Annotated in this window: 22 protein-coding genes and 2 pseudogenes; 8 read left to right on the top strand and 16 right to left on the bottom strand. The window is 69.9% G+C overall.

Features of this window, described 5'->3' with window-relative positions; translation table 11 throughout:
- Positions 1–402: 402 nt before the first annotated feature.
- Entirely contained in the window at positions 403–954 is a 552-nt protein-coding gene (locus tag Q4V64_RS53225; RefSeq protein WP_124436470.1) for a YciI family protein, read from the bottom strand.
- Between the two features lie 229 nt (positions 955–1183).
- Here Q4V64_RS53225 and Q4V64_RS53220 point away from each other — a divergent pair, with 229 nt between their 5' ends.
- Genes Q4V64_RS53220 through Q4V64_RS53210 form a run of 3 tightly spaced genes read left to right on the top strand, consistent with a single transcriptional unit; the run spans position 1184 to position 3693 of the window.
- The gene (locus Q4V64_RS53220; RefSeq protein ID WP_124436458.1) at positions 1184–1462 is read left to right on the top strand and encodes a polyprenyl synthetase; all 279 of its coding nucleotides are present in this window, start codon (positions 1184–1186) and stop codon (positions 1460–1462) included.
- On the top strand, positions 1452–2507 hold the full coding sequence (locus tag Q4V64_RS53215; protein ID WP_124436459.1) for a polyprenyl synthetase family protein: 1056 nt from the start codon (positions 1452–1454) through the stop codon (positions 2505–2507). The genes Q4V64_RS53220 and Q4V64_RS53215 overlap by 11 nt, the downstream gene beginning before the upstream one ends.
- Positions 2508–2532: 25 nt before the next feature.
- A complete protein-coding gene (locus Q4V64_RS53210) occupies positions 2533–3693 on the top strand; it encodes an oxygenase MpaB family protein (protein WP_124436460.1) in 1161 nt (386 codons plus the stop codon).
- 84 nt (positions 3694–3777) lie between these two features.
- Here the strand turns inward: Q4V64_RS53210 and Q4V64_RS53205 are convergent, their stop codons facing one another.
- Positions 3778–4593, bottom strand: a complete 816-nt coding sequence (locus Q4V64_RS53205) for a hypothetical protein (protein ID WP_124436471.1) — start codon at positions 4591–4593, stop codon at positions 3778–3780.
- Positions 4594–4974: 381 nt separating this feature from the next.
- On the bottom strand, positions 4975–6267 hold the full coding sequence (locus tag Q4V64_RS53200; protein ID WP_172628918.1) for an MFS transporter: 1293 nt from the start codon (positions 6265–6267) through the stop codon (positions 4975–4977).
- A gap of 532 nt (positions 6268–6799) precedes the next feature.
- Between Q4V64_RS53200 and Q4V64_RS53195 the strand changes: the two genes are divergently transcribed.
- Positions 6800–7750, top strand: coding sequence for a phosphotransferase (locus tag Q4V64_RS53195; RefSeq protein ID WP_124436472.1), 951 nt, complete (start codon positions 6800–6802; stop codon positions 7748–7750).
- Between the two features lie 144 nt (positions 7751–7894).
- Here the strand turns inward: Q4V64_RS53195 and Q4V64_RS53190 are convergent, their stop codons facing one another.
- From Q4V64_RS53190 to Q4V64_RS53150, 9 genes and pseudogenes are all read right to left on the bottom strand, one after another.
- Complete coding sequence (locus Q4V64_RS53190) at positions 7895–8368, bottom strand: carboxymuconolactone decarboxylase family protein (RefSeq protein ID WP_124436462.1); 474 nt, start codon at positions 8366–8368, stop codon at positions 7895–7897.
- Positions 8369–8506: 138 nt separating this feature from the next.
- A pseudogene (locus Q4V64_RS53185) lies at positions 8507–8620 on the bottom strand (transposase family protein); the annotation flags it as partial.
- Positions 8621–8833: 213 nt separating this feature from the next.
- Positions 8834–9613, bottom strand: coding sequence for an SDR family oxidoreductase (locus Q4V64_RS53180; RefSeq protein ID WP_124436463.1), 780 nt, complete (start codon positions 9611–9613; stop codon positions 8834–8836).
- 1115 nt (positions 9614–10728) lie between these two features.
- Positions 10729–11790, bottom strand: coding sequence for a YihY/virulence factor BrkB family protein (locus Q4V64_RS53175; RefSeq protein ID WP_124436464.1), 1062 nt, complete (start codon positions 11788–11790; stop codon positions 10729–10731).
- A gap of 131 nt (positions 11791–11921) precedes the next feature.
- Positions 11922–12374, bottom strand: coding sequence for an SRPBCC domain-containing protein (locus Q4V64_RS53170; protein WP_124436465.1), 453 nt, complete (start codon positions 12372–12374; stop codon positions 11922–11924).
- 182 nt (positions 12375–12556) lie between these two features.
- On the bottom strand, positions 12557–12739 hold the full coding sequence (locus Q4V64_RS53165) for a hypothetical protein (RefSeq protein WP_124436466.1): 183 nt from the start codon (positions 12737–12739) through the stop codon (positions 12557–12559).
- Positions 12736–14580: an RICIN domain-containing protein gene (locus Q4V64_RS53160; RefSeq protein WP_124436467.1), complete on the bottom strand. Its 1845-nt coding sequence runs from the start codon at positions 14578–14580 to the stop codon at positions 12736–12738. The genes Q4V64_RS53165 and Q4V64_RS53160 overlap by 4 nt, the downstream gene beginning before the upstream one ends.
- Positions 14581–14693: 113 nt before the next feature.
- Entirely contained in the window at positions 14694–16859 is a 2166-nt protein-coding gene (locus Q4V64_RS53155) for a beta-galactosidase (RefSeq protein ID WP_124436468.1), read from the bottom strand.
- A 34-nt stretch (positions 16860–16893) separates the two neighbouring features.
- A pseudogene (locus Q4V64_RS53150) lies at positions 16894–17031 on the bottom strand (carbohydrate ABC transporter permease); the annotation flags it as partial.
- Positions 17032–17298: 267 nt separating this feature from the next.
- Here Q4V64_RS53150 and Q4V64_RS53145 point away from each other — a divergent pair.
- Positions 17299–18522: an IS110 family transposase gene (locus Q4V64_RS53145; protein ID WP_124445779.1), complete on the top strand. Its 1224-nt coding sequence runs from the start codon at positions 17299–17301 to the stop codon at positions 18520–18522.
- An 86-nt stretch (positions 18523–18608) separates the two neighbouring features.
- On the opposite strand, the gene Q4V64_RS53140 is transcribed toward Q4V64_RS53145, so the two are convergent.
- The 4 genes from Q4V64_RS53140 to Q4V64_RS53125 form a co-directional block, all read right to left on the bottom strand.
- Positions 18609–19526, bottom strand: a complete 918-nt coding sequence (locus tag Q4V64_RS53140; protein ID WP_303715269.1) for a carbohydrate ABC transporter permease — start codon at positions 19524–19526, stop codon at positions 18609–18611.
- Positions 19523–20503, bottom strand: a complete 981-nt coding sequence (locus tag Q4V64_RS53135) for a sugar ABC transporter permease (RefSeq protein ID WP_253266601.1) — start codon at positions 20501–20503, stop codon at positions 19523–19525. The genes Q4V64_RS53140 and Q4V64_RS53135 overlap by 4 nt, the downstream gene beginning before the upstream one ends.
- Position 20504: 1 nt before the next feature.
- Positions 20505–21890 (bottom strand): extracellular solute-binding protein, encoded by a 1386-nt coding sequence (locus Q4V64_RS53130; RefSeq protein ID WP_124436473.1) that lies wholly within the window; start codon positions 21888–21890, stop codon positions 20505–20507.
- 278 nt (positions 21891–22168) lie between these two features.
- Positions 22169–23293: a LacI family DNA-binding transcriptional regulator gene (locus tag Q4V64_RS53125; protein ID WP_124436474.1), complete on the bottom strand. Its 1125-nt coding sequence runs from the start codon at positions 23291–23293 to the stop codon at positions 22169–22171.
- A 248-nt stretch (positions 23294–23541) separates the two neighbouring features.
- Here Q4V64_RS53125 and Q4V64_RS53120 point away from each other — a divergent pair, with 248 nt between their 5' ends.
- The 3 genes from Q4V64_RS53120 to Q4V64_RS53110 all read left to right on the top strand — a co-directional run bounded on the left by Q4V64_RS53120 (position 23542) and on the right by Q4V64_RS53110 (position 25502).
- A complete protein-coding gene (locus Q4V64_RS53120; protein ID WP_124436475.1) occupies positions 23542–24036 on the top strand; it encodes a MarR family transcriptional regulator in 495 nt (164 codons plus the stop codon).
- 225 nt (positions 24037–24261) lie between these two features.
- A complete protein-coding gene (locus Q4V64_RS53115) occupies positions 24262–25068 on the top strand; it encodes an MBL fold metallo-hydrolase (RefSeq protein ID WP_124436476.1) in 807 nt (268 codons plus the stop codon).
- Between the two features lie 5 nt (positions 25069–25073).
- Complete coding sequence (locus tag Q4V64_RS53110) at positions 25074–25502, top strand: nuclear transport factor 2 family protein (protein ID WP_124436477.1); 429 nt, start codon at positions 25074–25076, stop codon at positions 25500–25502.
- The last annotated feature ends 222 nt before the right edge of the window (positions 25503–25724 follow it).

Raw genomic sequence — 25724 nt, 5'->3', positions numbered from 1 at the left:
CACGGATGAGGACAGGCCGCATTAGCCTGTCCGGGTGATGGCGCCGACGGGGGGATCCGCCGTGCGGCGCGTATGCGGCCCAGACGTGTGGTGAGCGGGGCACGGTCGCCGTCCTCACCTCGAGCGGGCGGCGTGGCATCGAGAGGCGTGCCGTCGAGCACTGATTCGCATGGACGCTCGCCGTGCGGGCAGGGCGCGGCTGGTCGGTGCAGCATGTGGCCGGGCGGTACGTGCCCGTGGGACCGGCGATATCGGTATCACTACCGCGGTGACCAGACTGCGCGCGCTGGCCGGGCGTCGCGACCGCCCGGCCAGTGTTTTCACCTGCATGACAGGGTGATCCCCTGGCGACACGCTCCTGAAGTCAACCGCCAGATGCCGTCGGCGTGGCGCGTCCTTGGTTCATGACCGCCGCCCGCCGAACTCCCAGTCATGGACCTCGATGTCGGCATACTGGTCCCGGGTCAGGACAGCGCGCGCCGTGTCCCGGTCCGGGGTCCTGAGCAGCACGGCCGTACCCAGCCAGGTGGCACCGTCGTCGGACAGCAGCGGCCCGTACGCGATCAGCTCGTCCTGGTCGGGCGGCACTACGAGGTCGGCGGCCTGCCCCGCGCCGAGGCCGAGCACCAGGTACCGGTTGCCCCCGGTCCGGCCACCAGGGAAATCCCACATGGTGCGTCCCAGCATGTTGCGCCACCGGCGCAGCAGCACGTCCCGGTACGCGCCGGCCTGGTAGTTGGGCTCGTCGAAGGCGAACGCGCGGGCGGCAGCGGGATCCGGCAGGTCGACGATGTGCACACTGCCGGTGGGCGTGTCGCCGTCGGCGGCGAAGGTCGGGCCGCGAGCGATCATCTCGGCCGCGTAACGGTCCATGTACGACCAGTGCTCTTCCAGCAGCGCGTTGCGCAACGTGACGGAACCGGGCCGATCGCGGTGGTAGCAGAAGAACTCCATGGCCACAGACCCTCCCCGACCTACGGCAGCATCTCAACAGCTTTGGCGACATGACGGCACGCTGCGAGGGCGTGCCGGTGCGGGACCGCAGTAGCTGTAATCCGTACGGTCGAGCGATGTGATCACTCGATCGGGAGTTCTCCCGTTCTCACGTCCGGTGTGACGCGATGCTCGGAAGGACGGCGTGCGGCCAGCGCCGCCTGGATCAGCAGCGGGTGGGGGAGATGGCATGACGCAAGAAGCCGGACAACACGGGGGCCTGGAAGGCCGGGCGCTGCTGCTTGCGGCCGGAGTGGCCGATCTGGCGGTGAGCACGCTGGGTTCGGCTCTGGGGACGGTGCGGGGGCTGCTGCGCCGCTCGGACGCCGCGGAGCTGACGGCGGAGGCCGAGCACGATCTCATGGCGCGTGGGCGCCTGGTGCTGGACCGGTACGCGGCCGTGCCCCCGGCCCACTTGGAGATACTCGCCCGGCAGGCGCTGGCTCGGAAGGCCGCCGATGGCGTCTGACCGTTGGGAGCCGGCCGCGTTCAAAGCCCGCGTCGACCAGGTGCTGCGCCGGTTCGTCTCCCAGGAGGCCGATGAGTTGGCGGCCATCGATCCGCTCCTGGGCGCGGTGGCCGAGCAGTTGGAGACGGCGGTCGCGGACGGCAAGCGACTGCGGGCGGCGTTCTGCTACTGGGGGTGGCGTGCGGTGGGACAGCCGGACAGCGATGCCCTGGTGCGGGCGGCGGCCTCCATGGAGCTGGTGCACGCCGCCGCGGTCGTGCACGACGATCTCATCGACGACAGCCCGCTACGGCACGGGCGGCCCACGGCCCACGTCGCCCTGCGCGGTGCCGTAGGGCACCGTCCTGGCTCCGATACCGCCGCACGGTCGCTGGCGATGCTGGTGGGAGACCTGCTGATGGCGCTGGCCGGACAGCTGTTCGCCACCAGTGGGCTGCCCGCCGCATATCTCCTCCGGGCCCGCCCGTTATGGTCGGTGATGGCCCGCGAACTGATCGCGGGCGAGTGTTTGGAGATCCTGCGTACCGGAGCCGGTCCGGACACCGAGGCGTCGCTGAAGGTGATCCGGTACAAGAGCGCCAAGTACACCGTCGAGCAGCCGCTGCTGATCGGGGGTGCCCTGGCCGGGGCGGGCGCACGGCAGCGCGAGGGCTACTCCGCGTACGGGCTGCCGCTGGGCGAGGCGTTCCAGCTACGGGACGACCTGCTCGGCCTGTTCGGAGACCCGGAACGCACCGGCAAGGCCAACGCCGACGATGTGCGCGGCCAGCGGCCCACGGCGCTACTGGCAGAGACATGGCGCCTCGCCGGCGACGGCGAGCGGGAACTGCTGCGGGCCCTGCTGGGCCGAGGTGACCTTGACGGAGCGGGTCTGAACACCGTGCGCGAGGTGATGCGCCGGCTGAAGGCGCCCGACCGCATCGAGAACATGATCAGGGCACGGATCGAGAAGGCTCTCGATGCCCTCCATGAGCTGGACGTACCGGCGCACGCCGCCGTTGCCCTGACCGCACTGGCGCATTCGGCGACGGTCCGCCTGTCCTGACCCATGGAAGACAAGGAACCCTGCCATGACTTACACCGAGGCATCGATGGACGCCCTGCGGCAGGCCGGTGACGAACTCGCCGACGCCACCGTCACCGCACTCTTCGAACGCGGTGAGGTGGCCAAGTTCAACACCCTGATGCGCTACGTCTCCACCGCCGGCGCTCCCCTGCCGGACGGGCTGCCCGACGTCGCGCGCGAGTACCTCGAGGCCACCCGCGTCCCGCCGGCCTGGGTGGACTGGTCGGAGATGGAGAAGGCCCGGCTGTTCTTCATCGACAACAACGTGCACATCTCCACCGCGCTGTCCTTCGCCTCGATGCCCGCCTGCTACGTCGTCCCGCACGTGGCGAAACTGCTGTCGACCTCCCACGGGCTGAAGTACCCCTCCAAACGGATGGCGGAGACCGGCCAGTTCACCGTCTACCTGATGCAGCCCGACGCCTTCGAGGCCGGCAGCCGCTTCATCCCCGCCGCCCAGAAGGTCCGCCTCCTGCACGCCTCCATCCGCCACCACCTCAAACGTGAGAACCGCTGGGACACCGAGGCCCACGGGACGCCGATCTGCCAGGAGGACATGATCGGCGGGCAGATGTTCTTCTCCCTGCTCGTGCTGGACAGCCTGCACCGCCTCGGCATCCACATGTCGACGGAAGGCGCGGAAGCCTACTACTACGCCTGGCGCGTCGTCGGTGCCATGCTCGGCATCGACCAGGGCCCCGTCCCCAAGTCCCTCGACGAGGCCCGCCAGTTCCTCGACCTGTACATGGTCCGGCACATGGGACCTTCCGAGGAGGGCACGCACCTGACCCGGCAGTTGATCGACCTCTACGAGGAGGTGGTGCCCGGCACCCTCTGCGACCCGATCGTCTCCGCCCTCATCCGCTACCTCATCGGCGACACCTGCGCCGACTGGCTCCATGTGCCCCGCACCCCGTGGGACACCGTCGTCAAGGCCGTGCCCCACCTCCTCGGCGTCCTGGAGACCATCGAGGACCGCTCCCCGCTCGGCGCCTGGGCCCTGGACCGCCTCGGCCACCTCACCACCGTCTTCGAGCTGTCCTCCCTCACCCGCGGACGCGTCATGCACTATGCGATCCCCGAACATCTCAAGAAGGACTACGGCATCTCCAGCGCGGTGCCCCGCACTCACCGGTGGACCCCGCCGACCGCCACAGTCTCTTGATCCGCCCGTCTCTTTCGCCCGTCCCCTGCGTCGCCCCGCACACCGTAGGTGGTCGCCGCGGGCACGCCGCGGGGGTGGTGCGGCTCAGTGGTCGTCGCGAATGGTGGTCGCAACGCCGTTGCTGATCACTACCTCGGCGGTGAAGCCCTTCTTGGCGGCCTTCTCCAGTTCGGCCTCGGTGCACTCGATGCCGCCCTGGCCGCCCTCACCTGTGTTCGTGTCGCCGCAGATGTCGCCATAGCCCCAGATCGCGGTGTCCTCACCGACGAGGAACTGCTGCTCGACGCCCTTCATGTCGGAGACGGTGTACTTTCCCGGCGCCAGGTAGGAGACGTTGCCGAACCAGGTTCCGTTGACACCCTTGCCCTTGTTGATGCCGTCGATGACGGTCTCGTCGGAGGCGGAGTCCGAGCCGGAGCCGGCACCCGAACCGGAGGAGCCGGATCCGGTGTCAGTGCCCTGCTGGGCGGCACGCCGCTCGGTCACCAGGGTCGCGATGCCCTTCTTCATCTCCACGTCGGCGCTCACGGCGCCCTTCTTGGTAGCCGCCTCCAGCTGGTCCAGCGTGCACGGCGCGTCCACCTTGGATCCCGCCTCGCCGCATATGGTGCCGACGCCGTACACCTCGGTGTCATCGGCGACCAGGAACTCCTGGTCGCCCTTGCCCGGTACGGCCACGATGTACTTGCCCGGGGCGAGATAGGTGACCTTGCCGTTCTTGAACGAGCCACTGACGCCCTTCGAGTTCTGGGAGTCCGACGCCTGCTCTGCGACCGCCGCCGCGCCCGTCGCGCTCTTGCCGGACGAGCTGTCGTTCGTGCCGTTCTGGCACGCCGTCATCAGCAGCCCGGCTGTGATCGCGGCGGTGGCGACGGCGGCCTTGCGCAGGTGGCGGTTCATCACGGGAGGTTCCTTCCGACGTGGGGAGTAGCGGGGAGCCGGCGGCGTTTCCGCCGGCTCCCCGCTCTGTGATGACTATGAAGCTCCCCAGAGCCCGCAGGTCACGCCCTTCTTCGCGTCAATACACCGCCGTAGCACAGCGGTGACACAGCAACACATCGGCTGTGGAAGGCGGCTCGTCGACGCGCCGCCTTGATTCCGCGCAGTTCGAGCCGGTCCTGGTGCTGCCGTGACAGGAGATCCACCAGTGGCCCATGACCATGCTGATGAGCCGGCGGCCGGTTCGTCTCATGCCGCGTTCGACGCCGCCGCGCTGAAACACCCCCGGCCTCCGTCCGCACCGCGTTCCTCCCGCGGTCCGCAGTGTCGGTCAGCCGCCGCTCAGGCGTCTCCCGCACCCCGCCGCTCAGGCGCCTCCCGCACCGCGTCACCTGTCCACGGCTCCCACGACGGGCCTTCCGCCGCTTTGCCGCCGGTCAAGCGCCGCTCCAGAGGCCGGATCGCCACGCTCGCCGTCAGCGCCAGGCAGGCCACGACCACCCACGGCAGCACCCGGCTCATGCCATAGAGGACGCCGAACAGGCCGGGCGTCACCATGTCCGCCGTCGCGAACGAGTACTGGAACGCAGCCAGATAGGTCCCTCGCGCCCCCTCCGGCGCCGCCTCCGCGGAGAGGGCGTTCGAGGCCGGCCCGTGCAGCATCTCCGCCGTAGCCCACAGCAGCATCACCAGCGCCAGGTAGCCGACCAGCAGCGGGCCCCGCGGCAGGAGCACCGCCATGGCGGCGGCCACGCACCAGGCCGCCCACAGCCGCCCGCCCCAAGCCATCGCGCCGCCCCGGGAAGTGCGCCGTCGGGAGCGACGGGTGACCTCGGCCGTACAGGTGGCCACGACCGCCGTGGTGATCGTGAGGAAGGCGCCGACCGCCCAGCCCGGCGCGTGCAGCCCACGGATCACGTAGACCGGTGTCGCCACGGCGAGGAAGACCGTGCAGATGTTGAACAGGACGTTCACGCCGATCAGGCCCAGATACGGCCGGTTGCGCAGCAAATGCCGTACGCCGTCCGAGGATTGACCGTCAGGCCCGCCACCCGCCCGCCGTGCACCGCGTACGAACAGCCCGACGGTCACCGCTGCGACGACGAAGGTGATCGCATCCGCCAGCACCATTCCCCGATAGGCGTGCTGCGAGGCGAGCGCGAACAGCACGCCCGCGACCACCGTGCCGACGCCGGTGCCGGCCGCCCGGATCATGCCCGCCCGGGCGAACCACTGGTCCCTGGCCTCCCCGTCCGCCTGCTCGGCGATCAGCGTGAAGACCGACGACCAGTACACCCGCAGCCCCACCGCCTCGACAAGCGCCGCGAGGAACAGCGACACCGGACCGGCCACCCCCAGGTACAGGAAGAACCCGGCGGCCTGCAACAACAACCCCGCGATCACCACCTGCCGCGGCCCGATGCGGTCGACGATCCGCCCGACGAGCAGCGGCAGCAGCAACGAGCAGGCGGTGGCGGCGGTCAGCAGCAGACCGACGCCGGTCTCCGACAGGTCGGTGACGGTGAGGGAGTAGACCATGGACAGCGGGAGATAGAGCCCGGTGCCGATGGCGTCGATGGCCAGCGCCACGGGTATCGCCCAGACGGCGCCGTCCCGGACTCGCGGCCACCTCACGGCTTGCCGGGTGCGGTGAACCCCGCCGCTCGGCGTCCGTCCGGGTAAGGGGCGCCGATCGTTCGCACTGGGCGGCCCTCCATTCGTGTGTGGGGTCAGGGGGATCTGCCGGATACGCCAGGGCCACAAGATCCGCAAGCCCCCACGTTGTAACCGCGCGCGCAGTGAGGTCAATGGAGTTTTTGGGCAGCCTTGGGTGGCTGCCCGAATGAAGGACGTCGCCGAGCCAACCTCACCGGACAGGCGAAAGTGCGAGGGCAGGATGCCGCCCGGCCGCAGGACGCGCTGGATCTCGGCGAGCAGTTGTCCGCGCGCGTCAACGTGGTGGTAGACCAGTGCCATCACGACCAGGTCGAACGAGTCCGCCAGGAAAACCAGCGGCGCGTCCAGAGTTCCGCAGCGCAGCGGTCAGCCCCACATCCGAGATACAAAACACGAATGCAACTGCTCGCCCATCTCACCGTGGTAAGCGGTCCAGACATGCCGGGTACGACGATGTGTGGGCATTCTGCGAGCATGCGACGATCGAGTCATGACTGAGTTAGTGACACCCCAGGACATCGCCCGCCGCACCTCCGCCGCAGTCGACGCGGCTGTCGGAGCAGGGCGCGACCTCGGACTCACCGTCACGGATGCCCGGGTGCTCCATGAACTGTTCTCCGTCGTTGTCCACCTCGCGCCCTCACCGGTCGTGGCCCGGATTCCCACCGTCCTGCCGCACCACGTGAGCCTCGATTTCCAGGGATCCCGCCAGCAGGCGGAACTGGACGTGGCACGGTGGCTCGCAGACCAGGGAACCCCTGTGATCCCTCCCAGCCCGCTCGTGCCGAGGGAACCCGTTCAGCGCGGCGGGTTCTCGATGACGTTCTGGCAGTTCGTCGAGGAAGACCGAGACAAAGAGCCCGACTACGTGGCGAACTCCGAAATCACAGCTGACCTGCACGCCGCGATGCGCGCATACCCGGGCCGGCTGTCGTTTCTGTCCGCGGCCGAACCTCAGTTCATCGCAGACAGCCTTGCTCTGCTCGAAAAGCGCCCCGACCTCATCGGGCCGACCGATCTGGACCGCGCACGCCGCGAATTGCGGGTCCTGGAACCTATCGTGCGCTCACGTACGGCGTTCGAGGAAAGGTTCCCGGGGATCGGCCTCCAACCCATCCACGGCGACTCCCCGCCCGCGAATATCTTCTCCGGGGTGGACGGGGACCTCTACGCCGACTTCGAGCTCGTCACGTTGGGCCCCGTCGAGTGGGACCTGGCCGCTCTCGGTCCCGCCCTCGAATCCGCCTACAACCGCGGCGCGCAGCGCAACGGCATGAGGCCGTTGAACGAGGATGTCCTGAGCTTCGTGAACGCCGTGGGGATGCTGCGAGCCATCGCCTCCCTCACGCTCGTTCCTCAACTTCCCCTGTTGATGGAGTATTTGAAGCCGGCCGTCGACCAATGGCAGACGATGCCGTTCGCCGGCGGCGTGGCCGACTGACATCGACAGTGACGGCCTGGCGAGGCGCAGCGGCTCGGGAACCCACGGCCCTGATCATCCGGACCACCGGCAGGCCGGAGTAGCGCCCAGAATCCCGGCGGCCCGGAGCCCGCGGTCGGGCCCCGGGCCAGTTGCTGATGCCGTTCAGTGGAACTGCCCGGGCTCATAGTTGCCGGCCGGCTGCTGGGTGATGATGTTCAGCCGGTTCGCCGTGTTCATGAAGGAGACCAGGACCACCAGGGCGGTGAGCTGCTCCTCGTCGTAGTGCTTGGCGGCGTTCGCCCACACGTCGTCGCTGACGCCACCGGCCGCATCCGCGACCCGGGTCCCCTGCTCCGCCAGCTCCAGCGCGGCACGCTCGGCCTCGGTGAAGACCGTGGCCTCCCGCCATGCCGCGACCAGGTTCAGCCGTACCGGGGTATCGCCGGCAGCGGCGGCCTCCTTGGTGTGCATGTCGATGCAGACGGCGCAGCCGTTGATCTGACTCACGCGAAGCGCCACCAGCTCCTGCGTCGCGGTCGGCAGCGGCGAGTCCTTGAGCGCCTTGCCCGCCGCCATGAAGTGCTTGAGCACCTTGCCGGCGGTCGGGCTGGCGAAGAAGTTCAGTCGCGCGTCCATGGTGTGCTCCTCTGTGGTCGTCAGTGGCTACACCCCTGAGACGGGGTAGCCCGACGCCCTGTGACATGGACGAATGTGACCTGCGTCTCCCCCGCCGGACCGCGTGCGGCAGGCCGTCGTCGCGCTGCCGCCCGTCGCGGCGGTCGCCGGGGAGCCACCGAACTGCGGCGCGAGCTGCCGCATGGTCAGGTTCGTGCGGTAGTGGGCAGGCACCAGCAGCACCCGCTCGGTCAGCGGCAGACACCACGGACGCCTCCGCCCGGAATCCCTCGCCACCCCCGCTGGTACCGCGTGGGAACGCTCGCGGCCCATTGGAGACCTCGCCGACAGCCGCCCGACCGGCACCCCTGACCCACACCACAAGCCAGCCCCTGACAGCCGGCCTCGCAGCCGATGCCAGTGCCCCGAGAATTCCCCCGGCCCTGCTCGCGTTCGCCACCGGCTCGGTTTTCAGGCGGTGTTGGGCTAGTGAACGGAAAACCCGCCGTCGACGAAGATCGCCTGCCCGGTGACGTAGGCGGAGGCGCGGCTGGCCAGGAACACCACCGCACCCGCAAAGTCCTCGGCCAGCCCGTTGCGCCCGACCATCGTGCGCGCAGCCAGCGCCGCCACCTTCTCCGGGTCGGAGGACAACCGCGCGTTGAGCGGCGTCATCACAAAGCCCGGCACCAGCGTGTTGCAGGTGACGCCATGCGGCGACCACGCCTCAGCCTGTGAGCGAGCCAGCGATTCCAACGCACCCTTGGAGACCCCGTAGGCACCGCTCTGGACGAACGCCCGATGCGCCTGCTGGGAGGTGATGTGGATGATCCGCCCGAAGCCCCGCGCGGCCATGCCGGGCCCGAACCGCTGGCCCAGTAGATAGGGCGCATCCAGGTTCACCGCCATCGTGGTGTCCCACACTTCCTCGCCCACCTCGCCCATCGGCGGCCGCAGGTTGACTCCGGCGCTGTTCACGAGGATGTCGGGTTCCCCGAACACCCCGGCCGCTTCCTCCGCCGCCGCACGCACCCCGTCGCGGGTGCGCAGGTCGGCGCTCACCCAGGCCGCCCGGCAGCCATCCGCCGACAACTCATCGACCGTGGCGGCCAGTTCCTCCTCCCTGCGCGCCACCACCACAACGCCCGCGCCCGCTCGCGCGAGAGCCCCGGCAATGGCGCGGCCGATCCCGGAACTTCCGCCAGTCACCACAGCAACCCGGCCGTCCAGCGAGAACAGTTGAGAAAGGTAGGTCTGCGAGGTCATGCCCGCACCCTAGTGCCCCGACAGGCAACGTTCGCCCCGTCGCGACGCCCGGCACGCTCCCCCACTGCCTTAAAGGCGTGGGAGGTGCCCCCACTCGCCGCACCGGCCGAAAGCCCAAGTACGTCCAGTACGAGGGCTTTCGGCCGGCACGCCGAGAGCACGCACCGGACGCCGCTCCTTAACGGGCAAACGTTGCCTGCCGGGGCACTAGACGGCGCGTCCACAGTGACGGCGCACAGGGGGCGGAACGCAACGTGCGGGCAGATCAACTGGGCAGGTTTGGCCACTCCCGAGCGGCATGTGGGCCACGGACAAGCCGGACTCCCCCGCCGAGGAGCCCACGCCGACGGCGACGGGCACGTACGCCGTCGACCGCCCGGAGATCGGCGACGACATCGAACGAGATCGCGCCGAGGCCGCGGGCACGCCGCGACGCGGTGCACGAGTTCTGGACGAGGAGGCCGTCGCCACCTACCTTTCGCGCAACGCCGACTACGACCTTCGACGCTGCCGCAGTCGTTCCGCCTGGGTGAGCTGCGCGAGATCGTCGCCGCGGACGCAAGTCCCGGACGTCTCGTCGGCTCGCTCCTCGCCGAGCTCGGCGAGGACCGGGCTCGCGCTCCCGCGATGCCGCCGAACGCCTCGCGGCGGGCCTCGGACTCGACTGCGAGGTCCTCGAAGTCACCGCGCTCGGGGCCGGCCTGCTCGGCGGGAGCGACCCGGACGTCACCGCGGCCGTCGAGCGGGTGTGGTCCGCCGATGTCGTGATCGCGGCATCCCCCACCTCGGCGGCGGCCCCCGACAGGGCCCGGAGATGTTCGCGAGCCCGGGCGCGGGCCCCGCGGATCGGGAGCCGAGGGCCGCGTTCGACGACGCCTGCGCCTGTCGCCGTGGCCGCCGCCACCCAAGCGGCGGCGACTGCCCCGGCCGCGGCCCACCAGATTTTGCCGTGCTCGGCCGCCTGCTGCGCCGCCGGGCGTGGCCCGCCGTACCCAGGGCGGCCTTCAGGCGAACGACCCCCTGGCCGGCGTACGATCCCCGCCGCGCGGATCCGCCACCGAGCCCTTGATGAGCCGACTTCCCACCGGGCCCCCGCCGGTCGGTGAGACGCCACCTCAGGATTCAAGACGGCGGCGGTCCTCCTCGTCCCACTTCCGCGTGTCGCGGGGCTGCACATACGGCTCCTTCTCAGCCGGGTGACCGCCTGCTACAGCGCGCTGGCGAGCCAGCTCCGCATCGAACTCCAAGCCGAGCAGGATCGCCAGATTGGTGATCCACAGCCACACCAGGAAAATGATCACACCGGCGAGCGTGCCGTAGGTCTTGTTGTACGAGGCGAAGTTCGCCACATAGATCGCGAACCCGGCCGAGGCGATCATCCAGATCACCAGCGCCAGGAAACTGCCCGGCGTGATCCAGCGGAAGCCGCGGACCCGCGCGTTGGGCGTCGCCCAGTACAGGACCGCGATCATGATCGTGACCAGGAGCACCAGCACCGGCCACTTCGCGATCGACCACACCGTCAGTGCTGTGTCACCGACGCCCAGCGCGGTACCCACCTCCCGTGCCAGGCCGCCGGTGAACACGACGATCAGCGCGCTGACCACGGCCATGATCATCAACGCCACGGTCACCCCGACCCGCACCGGCAGCACCTTCCACACCGGACGGCCCTCGGGGACGTCGTAGACCGCGTTCGCACTCCTGATGAACGCGGCGACATAGCCGGACGCCGACCACACCGCGAGCACCAGGCCCACGATCGCCATCACCGAGCCGATCCCGGCGTTGCCCTGCAACTCCCGCACCGCGTTGTTCAGGACGTCCCGCGCCGCGCCCGGGGCAAGATTCTGGATGTTGTCCAGTACCTCCTGCGTCGCGGACCGGCCGACGACCCCGAGCAGCGAGATCAGCGCGAGCAGTGCCGGGAACAGCGCCAGGATCCCGTAGTAGGTCAGCGCCGCGGCCCGGTCGGTCAGCTCATCCTTCTTGAACTCCCTGAGGGTGCCTTTCAGCACCGCCCCCCAGGAGCGCCGGGGCAGATCCGTCGGAGTGTCCGGCGCCTGCCGCTCCACCTGCTCATCCGGCCCCGCCTCCGGTGCCTCCGGTGCCCGCACGGGCTCGGCCTTCTGGCCGGCTGCGCCGTGCCTTCCATGCCGTTTCAGTGTCCGTACCATTCCGCACGGGTATCCGTGGCGCGGACCTTCCATGCCCGAATTCGCGAAAAATAGAAACGCACATTCGTCTTGTTGCGTTTTATATTTCTGACACGGAGGCGGAGGCAGGGGCGGAAAAGAGGGCGCGGCGTTCAGTCTTTCGTCTCTTCGGCCAGGAAGGCGCTCAGGCTGTCGAGGAGCATGGTGCTGCCCTGTTCGGCCATGTCGCGTTCCTCGGCGGTGTCGCAGGTCTGGCGGAGCACGATCCGCACGTGGTGGTCGTCCTGCTCGTCGAGTTCCATGGTCATGGCTGCGGGCACGGGCTTGCCGGGCACGTCCATGCCGACCACGAGGAGGCGGTTCTCGGCGACCTCGAGGTAAGAGCCGGTCAGCGGGAACTGGCCCCCGTCGGGTGTGACCATCGTGGCCTTCCACGCTCCGCCAGGCCGTACGTCCATCTCGACGGAGCCGGCAGCGGCGTAAGCCCACTGCGCATACTGCTCGGGGGTGGTCCACGCCCGCCACACCTTGGCCGCAGGGGCGTCCAGTGTTCGGGTCAGCGTGTAGGAGAAGCCGTTGGCCGCGGTGGTCTGCTCAGTGCTCATGTCTCGTCGCCTCGTCTCGCTCATGGTCGGCTGTCGCATCGGTAGACGACCGGGCGCACGAAAAGTCATCGGTCTCCCCGCACCGAATGTGCGGGGCGGGGAGTTGGCCGAGTGCGGTGGGGTGCGCAGGACTTTGCGACGGAGGTGTTCGAGCTGTTCGCGTGGGCGGATCAGCGCCCGGATCATTGTCCGGAGGCAGTGCCCCGCACCTTGGCCGTGTCCCACTTCAGCGGCGTGTCGTCGAACACCACGTAGACCTGGCCGGTCTTGTTCACGTGCGTGGCCGTGCCCGCGGGATCCGACGCGGCGGCGTTCAGCGACAGGATGGCCTTCGTTCCGACGCTGCTCGCGGTCAGATGCTTCAACGCCTGTCCCGCGTCAGGTCCACGGAGGTCGGAGCCCGCTGGACGAGCCGCCACTCCTGCGAGCCGTCCGCGACCGCGTTCTGCAAGGTCAGCGGCGCCCCGGCGGATGCACCGGTCAGGTACACGTCCGGGTTCTTGAGCGCCTGGAACTTGTAGTAGCCGTCGGCGGTCCTGATGACGTTCCAGCTGCCCGTGGCGCTGTTGTCGACCCACTGGCCGATCCGCTGGCCGACCGTCGCATTCCCCGTCCAGATGGCGGCCGCGCGGCCGCCCGACTTGTTCAGCAGGGTCGTGCCGCCCTGTGGTTCGGTCACCACGTGCCAGAACTGGGTGTCCTTGTTCGCCGTCGAACCGGCGTTCTCTAGGCGGACGTCGGGAACGTCTCCGTTGCCGATGTTCGCGTCGTTGGTCTTGCCCCCGGTGCCGATGACCTGACCGGTCTTGCGGTTCACGAGCTGGTAGTAGGCGCCGTCCGAGTGGCCGAGATCGACCTCGGCGTAGGCGATCGTCGACGTGTCCTGGTTGTTGAGGATCGCGATGCGGCCGGTGCCCCGGACGTACTGCAGGTTGCGGCTGTATCCCGCCCGTGAGGTCGTCTGGTACTCCTTCCACGCCCCGTCGCTGCGTCCGCTCTCGTTGACCCAGACGTTGCCGCTGCCGGCGGCGTTGTACACCAGGCGCCCGTCGGGAAGCCGGATGACGACCGGACTGCCGTTGACCGCGAGCGGACGGGAACCGGCGTCGACCGGCAGTGAGGTGACGGCCTCGCCGGTCGGGGAGCCGCGGTAGAACTTCAGCGGGGCGTCGGCGAGCAGGTACTTGGTGTTGGTTCCGCCGCCCCAGTACTCGAAGGTGAGGAGCCACTTCCCGTCCGTCGTCGGGACGACGTTCGTCATGCCCGGCCGGCCGCCTCCGATCTCCGTCTTGCCGCCTCCCATGTTCTGGGTCAGGCCCGCGACGTCGACGACGGGAGCGCTCCACTGCGCGCCGCGCCCGTTCCAGGTCTTGTGGACGAGGATCTGGCCGTGCGAGTCCGGAGCGGTGTCGTTCGCGGGATCCAGGGTCGGGACGCCGGTGACCGGATTGAAGCCGATGTAGTCGTTCTCGTCCGAGTAGTAACAGACCAGCCGGCCGTTGTGGACCATCAGGTACGGCTCCCAGAGGGGATCCACCTGCTGGTGCGTGTTCGCGGCGGCGACGTTCTTGCCGACCGCGCCCGCGCTGCCGCCCTGCCAGCCACCGGTGGCGATGACGTTGACGACCTTCCACGACGCGCCGTCGTCGGTGCTCGAGTACAGGGCGATCGCCAGGTCGCTGCGGTCTCCGTCGTTGGACGGCGTCCAGTTCGGGTCGGCCGCCTTGTGCTCACGGTAGTAGTGGTCGTCGCCCGACACGACACTCGCGAGGAGCAGCGTGCCCGCCTTGAGGTTCCCGACCGTCTGCGGCATCACGTAGAGGTACGGGTTCGTCCAGTTGCTCGTGTACTTGGCGTACTTCGGGTCGCTGGAGAGGTACGCCGGGGCCTTGACCTCCGACAACGGCTGCCACGACGTTCCGTGGTCGTCGCTCTTGTACACCGGGAGCGTCTCGCCGTCGGCGCTGCCCGTCTCCGGTACGACCGTGGCCTTCTCGAACGAGGCGACGAGACGCCCGCTCGGCAGCTGCGCCGACTTCGGGTAGACCGCGCAGTTGCCCCGTCCCTTCAGGCACGGCTCGTTTCCGAGCTGGTACATGATCCCGCCCGTCGGGTTGTACGCCTGCGCACTGGCCATGGGTATCACCAGCATCGCGCCTGCCGCGATGAAGGTTCCCAGTGCCTTCGTCGGCCTTCTTCCGTGCATGACTCCTCCAATTGCGGTGGCATGTCCAGCATTTGGCTGTCGACGCGCGCCCCGGTCTCTCACCGTCGCTCCGGAACTGCCGAAGCCGTCGCCGTACGGCCCTGCGGCTCGCTTCATCGGTCGTCCTCCCGAGCGTCCGCCGCCGTGGCGAACACACGTACGTCCCATGCGCCCAGCTCCACCTCCGTACCGGCGGGAACCTCGGCGCCGCCCAGGACGTCGGTCAGCGCCGCGGGGGCCTCGACCCGGGTGGGCTCCCAGCTCCAGTTGTGGACCACGTGGACGCGGCGCCCGTCGGAGGAGGTGCCGGTCGTCGCGGTCACGGACGCCGGGAGGTCTCCCCAGCCGTGGCGGGCGGCGGGGGCCAGCCATGCGGCCAGGGCGCGGGCGAGGGCTCGGTCGGGCAGGGTGCCCACGTACGTGACGCGGCCCGCGCCGTGGCGACGGGTGGTGATCGCCGGCCAGCGGCCGAAGTGCGGGTGCTCGTAGCCCGCGAGGACGTCGGCGTCGGTGACGGTGAGACCGTCCACCCAGTGCGTCGCCGCCGCGTCGTCCGGCAACCGCAACGGGCCGTCGGCCGCGGGGCGGACCGGTACGGCGCCTGCGAGGTTGCTGAACTCGTCGTAGTGGACGCCGGCGGCCTCGGCGAGGCGCCCGGGTGCCCGTTCGTGCCGGGCCCGTGCCTCGTGGTCGGCGTAGGCGGTGCGCGGGCCGAGGAGCAGGTGGCCGCCGGCGTGGGCGTAGGCGGCGAGCCAGTCGACCGTCTCGTCGTGGGCGAGGTACAGGCCGGGGACGACGAGGACCGGGTGCCGGCGCACGGCCTCCTCGGGCGTAAGCCCCTGCCGCTCACCGCGCGGGTCGTGCAACTGCCGGGCGTGCACGATGCGCACCTGGCGGCCGGCGTCGAAGGCGCCGCGGTAGAACGGGTCGAGGATGCGGTGGTAGGCGGCGGGATCCGGTTCGCCGTCGGCGGTGGCGAGCGGCGGGTACTTCTGCATGAGCCACTTGCTGGGCGTCGAGTAGACCATGGTGATGTCGGCATCCGGCTCGATCCCCGCGACGAGCGGGCCCGCCTTGTCGAACTCGGCGCCCAGGCGGGCCAGTTCGGCATAGGCACGGCCCGGCTGTCCGCTGTGCGGCAGGACACCTCCCCAGTAGGTCTCCGCGCCGAAGCGCAGGGTCTGCCACTGCCAGTACTCGACCATCCGCGCGCCCCGCGCGACATGCGCCCAGGCGGCTTGCCGCCACTGGCCGTCGTAGGCGGGGCGGTTGTCCCAGGGGAAGCCGATGGAGGCCGCGTTGGTCTCGGTGACCAGGAAGGGTTCCTGGCGGGAGGAGAACATCCAGTCCGCGGTCTGGTACATCGACCAGACGCCGGTGGTCTTCCAGATCTGCTCGTGGTCGTCGGGCGTGGGGTCGGGCAGCAGCAGACCGTCCTGCATGTCGTAGTAGGGGTTGCCGGAGGCGATGTCGAGGGGGGAGGACAACTCGTCGTCCGCCACGCCCTGCCGGGTGTAGGAGATACAGGTGGTGACGAACTGACCGGGGCGGGCGTACTCGCGGACGAGGTCGGCCTGCCAGCCGATGAGTTCCATGACCTGGCGGGCCTGGAACTCCCGCCAGGCGACGTCGTACTGGGGCTGGACGTTGCCGTCCGGCGTCCACAGGTCCGCCCACGTGGTCAGGCGGTGCGACCAGTAGACCAGGCCCCACTCGCGGTTGAGGGTCTCGACGTCGCCGTACTTCTCGCGCAGGTGGTCGACGAAGCGCTCGAAGACGCCACGGTTGTGGAGGAGGTGCAGACCCGGTTCGTTGTCCACCTGCCAGCCGATGACCGCCGGGTGGTCGGCGTACCTGGCGACCATCTTGCGGATGACCCGTTCGGCGTGGAATCGGAAGGCGGGGTGGGTGAAGTCGGCCTCCTGGCGGCCGCCCCAGCCGAGCCGCCGCCCGGTGGCGTACTCGCCGGTGATCTCCGGGTACTGGCGGGCCAGCCACGGCGGCACCGCGTACGTCGGGGTGCCGACGATGACGGAGATGCCGCGCTCGTGGGCGCCGTCGAGGACCGGCTGGAGCCAGTCGAGGTCGAACTTCCCGTTCTCCGGCTCCCAGGTCGACCAGACCGACTCCCCCACCCGGATCACGCTGAAGTTCGCCGCGGCCATCAGGTCCAGGTCGGTCTTGAGCCGCTCGTCGGGCCGCAGTTCGGGGTCGTACGCGGGCGTGTACTCGTGGTAGTACGCGGCGCCGAAGAGGACGCGGACGGGCAGATCCGCCATGTGGGGAACCTCCGAGGAGAAGGGGGTGAGGGGGCTACTGCTTGACGCTGCCGGTGGCCAGTCCGCTCTGCCAGTAGCGCTGGAGCAGCAGGAAGGCCGCGACGAGCGGGAGGATCGAGATCAGGGATCCGGTCACGACGAGCGCGAACAGGTCGGTGCTGGCGCCCCCCCCGTTACCTTTTTCGTGGCCCCGCAATGGGGCGCCTGGCCCCCGGGTCCGGTATGGCTGTGTGCCCCCTGTCGTACGGATGACCTGGGGGGTGTTGCCGCCGGGCTTCGGGGCACCGCTTGACCGCTGATGAGGGGCCTGACGACCGCCTGGTCCGGCGCAATGCCGGGCCGTTTCACTGGTGGCATGTCTGCGTAACGTGGTTGCCGGCGTGTGGTGCCGCAGGGACGGCCGGGAGTTGAGGAGACGAGTGGCGAGGGGCACGCGTACATGGTCGACACGACCGCGATAGATCTTTTCCTCGGCCTGGACCTGGGCAAGGAGTTCCACCACGCCCACGGCCGGACCGAAGACGGCAGAACCGTGCACGACAAGCGGCTGCCCAACACCGAGCCGAAACTGCTGGAGCTGTTCACCAGGCTGGTGGCGAAGTTCGGCACTGTCCTGGTGATCGTGGACCAGGTCGCCAACATCGGCGCGCTGCCGCTGACGGTGGCCCGCGCGGCCGGCTGCCGGGTGGCCTACCTGCCCGGGCTGTCGATGCGGCGGGCCGCCGACCTGCACCCGGGCGAGGCCAAGACCGACGCCCGCGACGCGTTCGTGATCGCCGAGACCGCCCGCACCATGCCGCACACCCTGCGCGCGGTGGACCGCGACGACGAGGTGCTGGCCGAGCTGACCATGCTCACCGGCTACGACAACGACCTGGCCGGCGAGGTCAACCGCGCCACCAACCGGCTGCGCGGCCTGCTCTCTCAGATCCACCCCTCTCTCGAGCGTGTGCTCGGCCCGCGCCTGGCCTACCCCTATATCCAGGCGCTCCTCCAACGGCACGGCTCCCCGGCGAGACTGAGGAAACTGGGCCGGGCCCGCTGCGAGGCCCTGCTCAAGGTGCACGGTTCGCGCAAGGCCCACCACCTGACCGCAGAGATCTTCGACGCGCTCGCCGAGCAGACCCTTGTCGTGCCGGGCACCGAGGCATCCGCGCTGATCGTGCCGGGACTCGCCGCCCAGCTCGCCGCCGCCCACACCCAGCGCCGCCAGGCCGAGCAGGAGATCGCCGCCCTGCTGGAGGCCCTCCCTCTTTTCCACCTCCTGACCTCCCTGCCCGGCCTGGGCGTCAGGACCACAGCGGCCGTGATCGTCGCGATCGGCGACGGCACCGGCTTCCCCACCGCCGGACACCTCGCCTCCTACGCCGGACTCGCCCCCGCCACGAAGTCCTCGGGCACCTCCATCCGCGGCGAGCACGCACCCCACCGCGGCAACCGGCTCCTCAAACGCGCCCTGTTCCAGGCCGCGTTCGCCGCGATCGGCTGCAAAGCCGACCCGTCCTCCCGGATCTACTACGACCGGCAACGCGCACGCGGCAAGACCCACACCCAGGCGATCCTCCGCCTGGCCCGCCAGCGCGTGAACGTCATCCACGCCATGATCCGCACCGGGGCCCTCTACGAAGCACGCACCCCGAACGACGTCGACCTCGCCGCCTGACGACTCCACCGCCCCTACCCTCCAAGCCCCATCACGCCCGCGCACCGGCACGGCCACTCCGGCCCTGCCGGCCACCGGGATGCCCATCAGCCACCCGATCCGCCAGGAACATCCCGCTTCGCGGGACGTTCCCGAAAACCACGATCAACCCCTACAAGCCGACCCCCCGGGGTTGACGAAACAGATAGGGGCACCCCCCCCCCGCCGTTCTGGGCCTGGGCGGCCCAGGAGGACAGCCCGACCGTGATGGGGTACAGCTTCGGGTCGTTGAGCATGATCAGCGGCAGGAAGTAGTTGTTCCAGGTCGCCACGAGTGTGAAGAGCAGGACGGTCACCAGGCCCGGGGCCAGCAGTCTGAGGGCGATCCGGAAGAAGATCCGTACCTCGCCCGCCCCGTCGATGCGGGCGGCCTCCAGGAGGCTGTCCGGTACGGCGTCCTCGGCGTAGACGCGCATCAGGTAGAGACCGAAGGGGTTCACGAGGGACGGCAGGATGATCGCCCAGGGCGTGTTGACCAGGCCGACCTTGGCGAACAACAGGTACGTCGGGATCGCCAGGGCCGTGGCCGGGACCATGACGGCGCCGAGTACGAGGTTGAAGGCGGCGCGGTCGCCGCGGAACCGGAATTTGGCGAAGCCGTAACCGGCGGCGGCCGCGAGCAGTGCGGCGCCCAGCGCGCTGACGCCCGCGTACACGGCCGTGTTGAGCAGCCAGTGCGCGAAGACCCCGTCGTCCTGGGTGAAGGTCGCCCGGATGTTCGTCAGCAGTTGCGGGGCGCGGGAGAACCACAGGCCGAAGGTGTTGAAGAGGTCCTGGGTGCTCTTGGTGGAGGCGACGAGCAGCCAGAACAGCGGCAGGAGGAAGTAGGCGAGGGCGGCCAGCATGGCGATCGTCAGCGGGGTGCTGCGGCGGCGCCGGGCCGACGGTGCGCGCGCTCCTCGACGCGCGGTGGGGGGACGGTCCGTGGGCGGGGCGACCGTGGCCGCAGGGGTGGTCGTGGTCATGGCGTCCTCCTGCGGTTCGCGGTGAGCAGGACGGCGTAGGAGGCGATCACGATGACCAGGCCCAGCAGGAACGAGACCGTGGCCGCGTAGTTGACCTGCTGGCCGGTGAAGGCGAGGGAGTAGCCGTAGAGGTTGGCGGTGTAGGAACTGCTGATGACGTCCGGGGCGATCTTCATCAGCAGGCTCGGTTCGTTGGACAGCTGGAAGCTGCCGATCACGGAGAACAGCAGGGTCAGCAGGAGCGCCGGCTTCAGCGCGGGCAGTTTGATGGACCACGCGATCCGCCAGGCGCCCGCCCCGTCCATCGCTGCCGCCTCGTACAGATCGTGGGGAACGGTGCGCAGGGCCGCGTTCAGAATGATCATGTTGTAGCCCACGAACTCCCAGGTCACGATGTTCGCGAGGCTGCCGAGCATCCAGCTGTCGGTGAGGAACTGCGGGGCCGGCAGATCCAGTTTCCGGCTCAGCTGGGCGAAGGGCCCGAAGTCCGGTCCGTACAGGTAGCCCCACATCAGCGTGGCGACCACGCTCGGGACCGCGTACGGCACGAAGATGCCCAGCCGGATCACGCGGGCCAGCCGCAGCAGACCGCTGTCCAGCGCGAGGGCGAACAGCAGCGCCAGCAGCAGCATGACGGGGACCTGGATCACGAAGAACAGCGCGACCCGGCCGACTCCGTGGCGAAGGAGCGGGTCCTTGAGAGCGGTGAGGTAGTTGTCCACTCCGACGAAGACCGTGCCGCCGACGAGGCGTTCCTGGAAGAGGCTGAGGTAGGCGGCGTAGCCGAGCGGGGCGAGGAAGAGCAGCAGGAACAGCACCAGGAACGGTGCGACGAACAGGGGGCCCGCCGCCCGGTGTTGGGGGCGGCCGGCGGGGCGACGGCGGGGCGGTCCCGCCCTGCGCGATTCCTTGGTGGCGGCCGCGGTGGGTGGGGGTACCCCCTGTTCGAGCGCGGTCGAGAACTGGGGGGAGGTCATCTCACGCCCCCTTGACGGTGAAGCCCTGGTTCTTGGCGTACGTGGTGATCCGCGACTGCCACGCGCCGAGTGCCGCGGCGGTGTCCGCCTTGTCGGCGAGGGACTTGCCGACGGTCTCGGTCCAGTCCGTGGCGACCTGGTCGAGGAAAGGCGGCCACTGGAAGGACGGCGAGACCGTGCCGCTGATGTCGGCGAAGATCTGGTTGACCTTCTGGCCGCCGTAGAAGGCGGGCGCGTCGCCGGTGAAACTCGCGTCCGCGAGCAGGGCCTTGGTCGCCGGGAAGAAGAGCTGCTTGGTGGCGAACATCTTCGCGCTCTCGGGGTCGCTGTTGAGGAACTGGGCGAACAACGCCGCCGCGATCGGATTCTTGGTGGACTTCACGACCGCGGTCGTGGAGCCGCCCCAGTTGCCGGAGCTCGGCTTGGACGCGTCCCACTGAGGCAGTGGCGCCGCCCGCCACTTGCCGGAGGTCGCCTTGGCCGACCCGGAGAGGAAGGCGGGGCCCCAGGCGGCGGTGAGCCAGGTGGCGTACTTGGCCTTGTTGAATCCGGCGTACCAGGCGTCGGTGAAGTCGGGGTCGGTGCTGATGACGCCCTCCTTCGCGAGCCCGCCCCAGAAGTCGGCGAGCTTCTTGGAGGTGGCGTCGTCGACGCCGATCGACAGGGTGCTCTTGCCGGAGGTCGCGTACGGCTTGGCGCCCGCCTGCCACATCAGGCCGTGCCAGGCGGCCGGCTCGTTCGCCGCCAGGTTGGTCAGGTAGACGTCCGGGTCGGCCTGGTGGAGCTTGCGTGCCGCCGCCGCGAACTCGTCCCAGGTCCTGGGCACTTGGATGCCGTGCTTGTCGAAGATGTCCTTGCGGTAGAGCATGCCCATCGGGCCGGTGTCCTGCGGGATCGCCCATATCTGGCCGTCGGGGCCGCTGACCTGCCCCCACGTCCAGTCGACGAACTGGTCCTTCAGCGCAGCCGCGCCGTACGGGCTCAGGTCCAGCAGGCTGTCGGTGATCGTGAAGGTCGGTACCGCCTGGTACTCGATCTGTGCCAGGTCGGGGGCGCCGGTGCCGGCCTTGAGCGCGGTGCGCAGCTTGGTGTAGTGGGCCACTCCCTGGCCGGCGTTGACGACCTTGACCTTGACGGCCGGGTACTTCTTCTCGAAGAGCGCGACCTCCTGCGCGATGTCCGGGGCCCAGGTCCAGAAGGTCAGCTGGGTGGGCGTCTTCATCGCTTTGTCGATGTCGGCCTGGCTGACCGGCTTGGTGGCGGCGGACGAGCCGCCGGAGTCGCTGCCACCGCAGGCGGACAGCGCGGCTGAGAGCGACACCGCTCCGGTCGCGGTGAGGAAGAGCCGACGGCTCATGGAGGACGAGTGGGCGAAGGATCCGGGCATGGTGAGCTCCCGCCGATGGGCGTTGGGACGGCACGCCTGGCGAGGGCGCGTCGCACGGGTGGAAAGGAATGAGGTGGAAGGAGAGGCTGGGCGCGGTTGTCGCTACCGGGGCATCGGGTCGGCCCCGCTCGGGTGTACGTCGCGCGAGCTGCGACCGGCACGCGCCGTGCGGGCCGGACAGCGGAGGTCCTCGGTCGTGGAGGGATGTGCGGGGTGGTGAGCGCGGGTGGGCTCACCGCCGGCCGCGAGCGAGTGGGGCCCGGGCCGGCGAGTTCGGGTCAGTCGAGGGCGGGCGGGCCGTCCGCCGCCGGGGGTGCGTGCGCTCCGCCGCGCGGCCGGGAGCCGGTACGGCGGCCGTGCCCAGGTTTGTTCCGGGGCGGCGGGGGCGCGGTCGAGGCACGCAGGACGAGGTCGACCGGCGGGTCGTTGGCCGGGGGCAGCTCCACGTCCGGCTTCTCGATGGCCTGCACCAGGAGCCGCAGCCCTTCGTGCGCCACGGCGTCGAACGGCTGACGCACCGTGGTCAGCGGAGGGCTCACATAGGCGGCGACGGGGATGTCGTCGAAGCCGACCACGCTGATGTCGTCCGGCACGCTCAGACCGGCTTCCACCAGCGCGCGGATCAGACCGATGGCCATGTCGTCGTTGGCGGCGAACACCGCGGTCGCATCACCGGCGCAGGCGAGCTCGCGGCCCAGCGCGTATCCCGACGCGGCCGACCAGTCGCCGACGAGCACGGCCGGCCGCTCCCTGCCGTACGCCGTGAGGGCACTGCGCCAGCCGGCGAGACGGTCACGGGCGGCGAACCACCGCTGCGGACCGGCGAGGTGATGAACCGTCACATGCCCCAGGTCCAGCAGGTGTTCCGTCGCCACCCGCGCCAGGAGTTCGGCACCGACCCCCGTGGCCACCGCCCGGGGACCGCCGAACGCCGCCGGTGCGCCGAGCACCAGGACCGGCACGTCGACGCTGAGCGGGACGGCTCCCTCGTCGATCGGCTCGGAGACGACGATGCCGTCCACGCCCTGTTCCAGGAGCGATTCCACGGCGCCGACGACACCTCCCGGGTCGCCTTCCAGGGTGTTGACCACCCGGAGCGCATATCCGGCGTCCCGTGCGGCGCGCTCGATGCCGATCAGGAGCGAGGCGGGTCCGTACAGGGCGGTCCCCAGCGTGACCACGCCGATGGAGCGGGTCCGTCCGGAGGCCAGGGCCCTGGCCGCGTTGTTCAGTCGGTAGCCGAGTTCCCCGGCCGCTTCGAGCACACGCCGGCGCACCTCGTCGGAGACGTAACGCTCTCCGTTGAGGACCCTCGACACCGTCTTCTGCGAGACGCCGGCCAACCGGGCCACGTCCACGCTGCGCGGCGCGGGGCTTCCGCCCCGTCCTCCCACTCGCGTCATTGGTGTCTCCCGGTGTTCGACAGCCCGAATCCTAGCCAGTCCCAGCGGGGCGGTCACATTCGATCGGCTGTATGACTGCGCTGTCATGACTGCGCAGTCATATCTACGGTGCCGGACGGGCCGCGTCAAGACTTCGCACAACATCTCGCTGAGACGTCGACCCTGCGGGGACCCTCGGCTCCTGTGCGCACCGGCCGCCGGCTGATCGCGCAGGGTAGGTTCCGGAGTGATGAACGTACGGAGGTGGCGTGGGCGCGCATGAGGAGATCTCGACCGCCAAGGAGGCGGCCGACCACGAGCTGGTCCTGGCTTTCGGGCGACTGCAGGGGGCCGCGAACCGGTTGGAGTACATCCTGGGCCGGAAGATCGAGGAGGAGTGCGGGATCAGCCACCTGATGTACGAGGTACTGCTGATCCTGGCGCGGACGGGCGGGCCGGGGCTGTCGATGCGGACGATCAGCCGCGAGCAGGTGCTCACCACGGGCGGCGTGACTCGGCTGGTGGACCGGATGGAGACGGCCGGGCTGGTGGAACGGGCCACGGATCCGGGCGACCGGCGAGGACGGCTGGTACGGCTGACCCCGCTCGGCGAGGAGACGGCCGTACACGCCTCCCGGCTCCACGTCGAGAACATCAAGCGGTACTTCCTGGAGCCCCTGCCCGCTTCCCACCGGGAACGGTTCGCCGAGGACCTGCGGATCCTCAGCCACTCGGCCGGCGGCTCCCTACCGCTTCTGCCCTGAGCGGCCTGACGCGGCCTCGGGGTACGAACTGCCGTGCCGCCGGCGCATGGCGTGCCGCGCCCCCGTTTCAGGGCTCGGACGACACCTGGCAGAGCGCCCTGATTGAAATATCTGACGAGTCAGATAACGTTGCTTCGCGGGGGCGTACCGCACCGGGCGGACGCCGCACCCTGTCCTGACCCCACCTTCCCTGCCTGCCGTTCCCCCCGCCTCTGAGGAGCACTCATGAGCACCCTCTCCTTCAAGGTCCTCGACCTCGACTTCCCCGCCGGCAGCAAGAACAAGACCGCCACCCTCGTCACCGGCGAGAGCAAGGCCCTGCTCGTCGACGCCGGCTTCACACGGGCCGACGGCCATCGCCTGGCCGCCGAGATCCTCGACTCCGGCAAGAAGCTGACCACCGTGTTCGTCAGCCACGGCGATCCCGACTTCTACTTCGGCGCCGAAGTCCTCGCGGACACCTTCCCCGACGCGCGGTTCGTCGCCACCCCGATCGTCATCGAGCACATCCAGCACTCCTACGAAGGCAAGCTCAAGGCCTGGGAGACCCTCGGCCCCAACCTGCCCACCCGTCTGGTCGGCCTCACCCCGCTGACCGGCGACCTCACCCTGGAAGGCCACCGCTTCGAGCTCAAGGGCGGCCCGGCCGCCCTGCCCGACCGCCACTACCTCTGGCAGGCCGAGCAGCGTGCCCTCCTCGGAGGTGTCCTGCTCTTCCAGCAGGAGCACGTCTGGGTCGCCGACACGCCCACTCCCGAGGACCGCGCCGCCTGGGTCGGTCTGCTGGACGAGATGTCCGCGCTCGACCCGCGGCTGGTCGTCCCCGGCCACCGCCTGCCCGGTACCCCCGCCGACGCCTCCGCCATCACCGCCACCCGCGACTACCTCCTCGCCTTCGAGGAGGAACTGGCCAAGGCGGCCGACGGCGCCGCGCTGACCGATGCCCTGGTCAAGCGCTGCCCGGACAACGGCATGCGGATCGCCGCCCAGATCGGCGCGAAGGTCGCCAAGGGCGAGATGAAGTGGGGCTGACCGGCATGACGTACGAGAACACCGACTTCGCCACCTCCCCCGCACCCGCCGACGTCGTACGCCGCCAGTACCTCGCCTCGGCCGCCGGCGACCTCAAGGCCCTGCGCGCCACCCTCGCCCCGGACGTGGAGTGGACCGAGATGGCCGGCTTCCCCCTCGCCGGCACCTACCGCACCCCCGACGGCGTCACCTCGCACGTCATGGAGCGGCTCGCCCAGGAGTGGGACGACTGGACCGCCCACGACGACACCTACGTCGTGGACGGCGAGAACGTCGTCGTCCTCGCCCGCTATACGGCGACCAACAAGGCCACGGGCAAGGAGATCGACGTGCGGGTCGCGCACCACTTCACTGTCCGCGGCGGACTCATCGTCCATTTCGAGCAGTTCGTGGACACCGCGCTCGTCCGTGACGCCATGACCGCCGGTACGTAGCCGCCTGCGGCGATGCTTCGCGCGGGCGGCGTCGAACGCACAGTTGTGCTCACGCTTGGCGCTGTCCGGGCCGAGCCGCGGCCACGATGTGTCGCCGAGAGGTTCCTGACCCGCTTCGTCGACGGTCAGGGCGCCTCGGGCGCGGCGCGCGGTGTGCAGGGGCTGCCGGGCGTCGGGATCCGACCGTCCCGGGTACGGGAGTCAGCCGTCCAAATGCGTTTG

The sequence above is a fragment of the Streptomyces sp. NL15-2K genome, assembly GCF_030551255.1.
In the GTDB taxonomy this organism is placed as follows: Bacteria; Actinomycetota; Actinomycetes; order Streptomycetales; family Streptomycetaceae; genus Streptomyces.
The sequence above is the reverse complement of the archived record's forward strand: the minus strand, read 5'-3'. Positions and strand labels throughout refer to the sequence as shown.

Excerpts from the sequence above, each read along its gene's own strand:
- Q4V64_RS53225 (WP_124436470.1), bottom strand. The coding sequence starts at position 954 with ATGGAGTTCTTCTGCTACCACCGCGATCGGCCCGGTTCCGTCACGTTG.
- Q4V64_RS53220 (WP_124436458.1), top strand. The coding sequence starts at position 1,184 with ATGACGCAAGAAGCCGGACAACACGGGGGCCTGGAAGGCCGGGCGCTG.
- Q4V64_RS53215 (WP_124436459.1), top strand. The coding sequence starts at position 1,452 with ATGGCGTCTGACCGTTGGGAGCCGGCCGCGTTCAAAGCCCGCGTCGAC.
- Q4V64_RS53210 (WP_124436460.1), top strand. The coding sequence starts at position 2,533 with ATGACTTACACCGAGGCATCGATGGACGCCCTGCGGCAGGCCGGTGAC.
- Q4V64_RS53205 (WP_124436471.1), bottom strand. The coding sequence starts at position 4,593 with ATGAACCGCCACCTGCGCAAGGCCGCCGTCGCCACCGCCGCGATCACA.
- Q4V64_RS53195 (WP_124436472.1), top strand. The coding sequence starts at position 6,800 with ATGACTGAGTTAGTGACACCCCAGGACATCGCCCGCCGCACCTCCGCC.
- Q4V64_RS53190 (WP_124436462.1), bottom strand. The coding sequence starts at position 8,368 with ATGGACGCGCGACTGAACTTCTTCGCCAGCCCGACCGCCGGCAAGGTG.
- Q4V64_RS53180 (WP_124436463.1), bottom strand. The coding sequence starts at position 9,613 with ATGACCTCGCAGACCTACCTTTCTCAACTGTTCTCGCTGGACGGCCGG.
- Q4V64_RS53175 (WP_124436464.1), bottom strand. The coding sequence starts at position 11,790 with ATGGTACGGACACTGAAACGGCATGGAAGGCACGGCGCAGCCGGCCAG.
- Q4V64_RS53170 (WP_124436465.1), bottom strand. The coding sequence starts at position 12,374 with ATGAGCACTGAGCAGACCACCGCGGCCAACGGCTTCTCCTACACGCTG.
- Q4V64_RS53160 (WP_124436467.1), bottom strand. The coding sequence starts at position 14,580 with ATGCACGGAAGAAGGCCGACGAAGGCACTGGGAACCTTCATCGCGGCA.
- Q4V64_RS53155 (WP_124436468.1), bottom strand. The coding sequence starts at position 16,859 with ATGGCGGATCTGCCCGTCCGCGTCCTCTTCGGCGCCGCGTACTACCAC.
- Q4V64_RS53145 (WP_124445779.1), top strand. The coding sequence starts at position 17,299 with ATGGTCGACACGACCGCGATAGATCTTTTCCTCGGCCTGGACCTGGGC.
- Q4V64_RS53140 (WP_303715269.1), bottom strand. The coding sequence starts at position 19,526 with ATGACCACGACCACCCCTGCGGCCACGGTCGCCCCGCCCACGGACCGT.
- Q4V64_RS53135 (WP_253266601.1), bottom strand. The coding sequence starts at position 20,503 with ATGACCTCCCCCCAGTTCTCGACCGCGCTCGAACAGGGGGTACCCCCA.
- Q4V64_RS53130 (WP_124436473.1), bottom strand. The coding sequence starts at position 21,890 with ATGCCCGGATCCTTCGCCCACTCGTCCTCCATGAGCCGTCGGCTCTTC.
- Q4V64_RS53125 (WP_124436474.1), bottom strand. The coding sequence starts at position 23,293 with ATGACGCGAGTGGGAGGACGGGGCGGAAGCCCCGCGCCGCGCAGCGTG.
- Q4V64_RS53115 (WP_124436476.1), top strand. The coding sequence starts at position 24,262 with ATGAGCACCCTCTCCTTCAAGGTCCTCGACCTCGACTTCCCCGCCGGC.
- Q4V64_RS53110 (WP_124436477.1), top strand. The coding sequence starts at position 25,074 with ATGACGTACGAGAACACCGACTTCGCCACCTCCCCCGCACCCGCCGAC.